The organism is Thermoanaerobaculia bacterium (assembly GCA_035717485.1).
Taxonomy (GTDB): domain Bacteria; phylum Acidobacteriota; class Thermoanaerobaculia; order UBA5066; family DATFVB01; genus DATFVB01.
The window spans coordinates 1-5,267 of sequence record DASTIQ010000074.1; the positions used below are offsets into that span (position 1 = coordinate 1).

The window sequence follows — 5,267 nt, forward strand, 5'->3', positions numbered from 1 at the left end:
GCCCCCGCCGGCCGCGCGCTCCGCGCCACCGCCGCCTTCGGAGGGAGCCGGTTTGAAACGGAGCGCCGCGTTCGGGATGCGCAGCACGCCGTGATCCGTCGCGACGTCGATCGTGATGTTCGCCGTCATCGAGGGGCGGAGTTTCTCGTCCGGGTTGTCCACCGCGACGATCACGGGATACGTCACGACGTTCTGGTTGACCGTCGCGTTCAGGCGGATCTGGGAGACGGTGGCCTGGAAGGTCCGGTCGGGATACGCGTCCACGGTGAAATGCACCGGCTCTCCGCTCTTCACCCGGCCGATGTCGGATTCGTCCACGTCCGCCTGGACCTGCATCTTCGTCAGGTCCTGCGCGATCGTGAAGAGCGTCGGCGCCTGGAACGACGCGGCGACGGTCTGACCGACGTCGTATGCGCGATTCACGACGACGCCGTCGATCGGCGAGACGATCTTCGAATACTTCAGGTTCGTCTCCGCCTGGGCGAGCGCGGCCTTCGCGAGATTGACCTGGGCGACGGCGGAGTCCGCGGCCGCCTTGGCGTTGTCGTAATCGGCCTGGGACGCGAGTCCCTGCTGCTGGAGCTTCTGCTGGCGGCCGAAGGCGACCTTCGCGTTCCCGGCGTCGACCTGCGCCTTGTCGAGGTCCGCGCGCCGCTGGGCGATCGTCTGCTCGAACGGGGTCGGGTCGAGCTCGGCGAGGAGCTGTCCCTTCTTCACCCGGCTGTTGAAGTCGGCGTAGAGCTTCGCGATGATCCCGGAAACCTGACTGCCGACCTGAACGGTCGTGACCGCGGAGATCGTTCCCGTCGCCGCGACCGTCATCGTCACGTCCCCGCGGTCGACGCGTGCCGTCCGGTATTTCTGCGGCTTCTCGCGCCCGCGCGTGACGGCGATCCCGATGACGACCGCGACCGCCACGACGGCCACGGCGACCCCGATCCGGCCCTTCTTCACTCTCACGCCTCCTCTGCTGTCCGGGAGGACTCGCCCGCCGGGAAATCCGGCGCCGGGCGCGTCTGGGCGGGAGCAGCCCGGTTGAAAACGCGAGCTCCGGGCTTCCCGTTACGAGAACAATACGCGGGATGCAAAACTTCCGCCGCCGAAGCGCGGCGGACGGGCGTTCACCCCTTCTTCGGGGGCCGCGAAGGGCGGATCTCGATGCGCGAGGGAATCGCCCGGTCGGGAAACTGGACGAGATCGAAGACGGCCTGGGCGACGTCCTCGGGAGAGAGCTTCCAGGAGTCCTCGGAGCCCTGCTGCCCGCCGAATTCCGTGGCGACGGAGCCGGGCATCACGATCGCCACCCGGATCCCGTCGTGCCGCAGGTCGAGCATCGCCGAATCGGAGAGGCCGAGCAGGCCGAATTTCGACGCGTTGTAGGCGGAGCCCCCCGCGAACGCGTTCACCGAGGCGAGCGATCCGACGTTGACGACGAAGCCGCCTCCGTTCTTCTTCATGATCGGCGCGGCGTACCGGATCGCGTAGAACGGCCCGAAGAGGTTCGTCTCGATGACCGCGCGGAAGTCCTTCGGGTCCATCTCGAAGACGTTGTCGAAGATCCCGATTCCCGCGTTGTTGACGAGCGTGTCGAGCCGGCCGAACCGGTCCGCCGCGAACTCGACGAGCTCGCGGACGTCGTCTTCCTTCCGCGCGTCGCACGACTTCCCCTCGACCGCGAGCCCCTCCCGCTGGAACGCGGCGATCGCGTTCCGGACGCTCTCCAGGGTCCGGCCGGAGATCAGGACGCTCCACCCCTCGCGCGAGAACCGGCGCGCGATCGCATTGCCGATCCCGCGCGTCCCGCCGGTCACCAGAATGGATCTTTTCTCCGAGCTCATGCGGCGAATCGTTCTCCCTTGGACAGAAGATGGCGCGCTTCCCGGGACGAGGGGATTCTGTCACGAAATCCGAAGGCGCGAAAGCCGCTCACCGCGTGCCGGGGGCGTACTTGAGGACGCGCGCCTTCTCGACCGTGACCAGTCCCTCCGTGACCATCTCGTCGAGGAGCGGAAGGAGGCGGCGCACGTGCTCTTCCGTATCGACGACTTCGACGACGACGGGGAGATCCTCCGAGAGGCGCAGGAACTGGGCCGTGTGGACCACGCTCCGGGCGCCGAATCCCGCGATGCCGCGAAAGACCGTCGCGCCCGCGAATCCTTCCCGCCGCAGCCGTTCGAGGAGCGCGGCATGGAGCGGCTGGTGGTGCCAGCGGTCCGACTCGCCGATGAAGATCCGGACCAGCATCTGTTCTCCGTCGAGGGCGCGCATCCTCTACCTCCCGATCAGCAGGCGTCCGCCCGCGAGTCCCGCGGCTCCCGCCGCCAGGCAGACCAGCACCGTCGCACCCACGTTCGCGAGCCCCAGGGCCCAGGCGCCTTCGCGCAGGTACTCGATCGTTTCGTAGTTGAACGTCGAATAGGTCGTGAAGCCCCCCATGACGCCCGTGGCGAGGGCGATCCGCAGAGTCGGCGGCAGCATTCCTCCGGTGATCCCGACCTCCATGATCGCGCCGAGCAGGAAGGAACCGATCACGTTGACGGCGAGCGTTCCGACCGGGAACCCGAAGCCCGCGTGACGCTGCGCCCATCCCGAGAGCCAGTACCGCGCGCCGGTCCCCGCCGCTCCGCCGACGCACACCCAGAGAAACCTTCCCATCACGCCGAGAAGTCGACGACGACCGCCGTGATGTTGTCCTTTCCGCCGGCGGCGTTCGCGCTGTCGATCAGGCGCCGTCCGGTCTCCTCGGGCGAAACGCCCAGAGCGAGGAGCGCCGAGAGATCGCCTTCGTCGACCATGTCGGTCAGGCCGTCGCAGCAGAGGAGGAAGCGGTCGCCCGGCCGCAGGTCGATTTCGCGGATCTCCGGCTCCCACGCGCCTTCCCGTCCCAAACATCGCGTGAGCACGTGCCCGAAAGGCGACTTCGCCCGCACTTCGACCCCCGCCGCCTTCTGGAGCTCTTCGGCGAACGAGTGGTCGCGGGAGAGGCGTTCGAGCGACGCGTCGCGCCATCGGTACACGCGGCTGTCCCCCGCGTGGGCGATCCACGCCCGCGTGCCGTCGCAAAGGAGGAGGACGAGGGTCGTCGCCATTTCCGACACGAGGGGGTCGCCGGCGGCGCGTTCGAGGATCGCGCGATGCGCCGTCTCGAACATCCTTCGGATGACTGCGGCGGCATCCGACGAAGAATCGCCGCGCGCCTCCCGCAGCACCCGCTCGGCCGTGTCGACCGCGAGGCGGCTGGCGACGTCCCCCGCGCGGCTCCCGCCGACGCCGTCGGCGACCGCGAAGAGCCCGTTCTCCTCATCCACGAGAAACGCGTCTTCGTCCTGCCGGCGGAGTCGTCCCACATCGGTCACGCCCGCCGCATTCCATCGGATGTTCACGCGCCGCGATCTTATCGCGAGGCGAGCAAGAGGTAGATTGCGGCGCTCCCGAGCCCCGAAACGGGAAGGGTGATCAGCCACGCGAGCGCGATCTCTCCGACCGTGCTCCACCGGATTGCTCGACCGCCGCGATGCAGCCCGATCCCGGCGACCGCCCCCGAGGCCACGTGCGTCGTCGAAACCGGAAGCGCCGCGAGGGACGCGGTTCCCACGAGGACCGCGGTCACGAGATTGGCGGAGAAGCCCTCCGCGGGATTCATGTCGGTCACCTTCCGCGCGAGCGTTTCGGTGACGCGGCGGCCGGCGATCACGCTGCCGGCGCCCATGGCCGCGGCGACCAGGGCATCGAAGGCGGCCCCCCGGATTCCCAGGAAAGCCGCCGCCGCGATGCCGAGGGCGACGATCTTCGGAGTGTCGTTCAATCCCCGCGCGAGGCTCGTCAGCGCCGCCGCGGTCCAGTGGAGGCCGTCCAGCAGTCCCACGCGCGCCGAGATCGACGGCGCGGCCGCGCAGGCGTCGGTCTCGTCGACGACCGTGGCCGGGGACTCGGAGAACGCGCTCGTTCCGGCCGTATCGACGGCGACGCGACGCTCGAGACACACGCAATAGCGGTCGAGGCGGCCGAGGGCGCGCCCGAGGAGCGGAAACACGGCGTAGAGCAGCAGGACCGCCACGACGGGCGAAACGGCGAGCGGGAGCGCGATCGCCCGCGCCAGCTCGCTCCAGTGGAGCGCCCCCGCGCCCTCGGCCGCGATCCCCGCCCCCGCGAGGCCTCCCGCGATCGCGTGGGTGGTGGAGACCGGAAGCCCCGTCCGCGACGCCACGAGAACCCATCCCAGAGCCCCGCCGGAGACCGCGCCGAGGAACGCGCTGCCCGGAATCGGGTGGGCCAGGAAGCCCGCGCCCGAAAAGACGGCGACGAGCCGACTCGACGCGACGGCCGCGAGCAGGCCTCCGGCCATCGTCCACCCCGCGCCCCAGGCGATCGCCGAGGGCACGTTCGCCACGCCGCTTCCCGCGAGCGTGGCGATCCCCTTGGAGACGTCGTTGCCTCCGTTGCCCCAGGCGAGGACCAGGACCAGCGCCGCGAGAGCGGCGGCCGCGGCCATCAGCAGCAGCCGGGCGCGCAGGGGGAGCCGTCGGGATTGGCGCACGAATATCCCGCGCGCTCCTCTCCCGGCTCGAGGATGGCGAAGAATCCGGAGTACGGCGGACGCGAGAGTTTCGCGACCGTGTCCGTGCAGACCTCGTACGGCTCGTTGCGGGGGAACTGATGCCCTTCCTCGTCGAGGAACGCCTTTCCCGGCCCGAGATAGACGGCGCGGTGCCCGCGGAAGACGCAGCCCGCCGACTTCTCCAGCTTCCAGCCCCGCACGGTCAGCGAGGAGAAGGCGTATCCCTCGACGTCCTTCCACCAGGACTTCGACAGGATCTCGATCCCGTAGAAACCGGCGCGTTCCAGCCCCGCGACGAAGCCCTCCTGCGTCAGCGCGCCGACGAGGCACTCCCCCCACAGCTGCGGATCGACCCTCAGTCGGGCGGGAACCTCGACCTCGGAGACGATGTCCGAGATCACGGCGCGGCCGTGGTCTTTGAGCACGCGCCAGATTTCCTCGAAGACCCTCGGCTTGTCGGGAGAGAGGTTGACGACGCAGTTCGACGTCACGCAGTCGATCGTTCCCGATTCCGCCGGAATGCTCTCGAGGAAGCCCTCGCGGAATTCCGCGACGTCGTAGCCGAGCGCGTCCGCGACCCTCGGACGGTTCTCCTCGGCGACCGCGAGCATCCGGTCGGTCATGTCGACGCCGATCGCGCGGCCCGACGGGCCCACGAGGCGGGCGGCGACGAAAACGTCGATTCCGGCGCCCGAACCGAGGTCGAGCA

The 5,267-nt window shown here is 69.5% G+C and carries 7 protein-coding genes; all 7 read right to left on the reverse strand.

Features of this window, described 5'->3' with window-relative positions; translation table 11 throughout:
- Nucleotides 1-954, reverse strand: a 954-nt coding sequence (locus tag VFS34_03995; protein HET9793602.1) for an efflux RND transporter periplasmic adaptor subunit, incomplete at its 3' end; no start/stop codon positions are given.
- A gap of 167 nt (nt 955-1,121) precedes the next feature.
- On the reverse strand, nt 1,122-1,838 hold the full coding sequence (locus tag VFS34_04000) for an SDR family oxidoreductase (protein ID HET9793603.1): 717 nt from the start codon (nt 1,836-1,838) through the stop codon (nt 1,122-1,124).
- A gap of 88 nt (nt 1,839-1,926) precedes the next feature.
- Nucleotides 1,927-2,268: a DUF190 domain-containing protein gene (locus VFS34_04005; GenBank protein ID HET9793604.1), complete on the reverse strand. Its 342-nt coding sequence runs from the start codon at nt 2,266-2,268 to the stop codon at nt 1,927-1,929.
- A gap of 3 nt (nt 2,269-2,271) precedes the next feature.
- Nucleotides 2,272-2,655, reverse strand: coding sequence for a fluoride efflux transporter CrcB (gene crcB / locus VFS34_04010; protein ID HET9793605.1), 384 nt, complete (start codon nt 2,653-2,655; stop codon nt 2,272-2,274).
- Complete coding sequence (locus VFS34_04015; GenBank protein HET9793606.1) at nt 2,655-3,383, reverse strand: protein phosphatase 2C domain-containing protein; 729 nt, start codon at nt 3,381-3,383, stop codon at nt 2,655-2,657. Before VFS34_04015 ends, crcB begins: the two co-directional genes overlap by 1 nt.
- A gap of 11 nt (nt 3,384-3,394) precedes the next feature.
- A complete protein-coding gene (locus tag VFS34_04020; protein HET9793607.1) occupies nt 3,395-4,537 on the reverse strand; it encodes an anion permease in 1,143 nt (380 codons plus the stop codon).
- A partial coding sequence (locus tag VFS34_04025; GenBank protein ID HET9793608.1) for a methyltransferase domain-containing protein occupies nt 4,492-5,267 on the reverse strand: 776 nt, incomplete at its 5' end. The genes VFS34_04025 and VFS34_04020, both read right to left, overlap by 46 nt.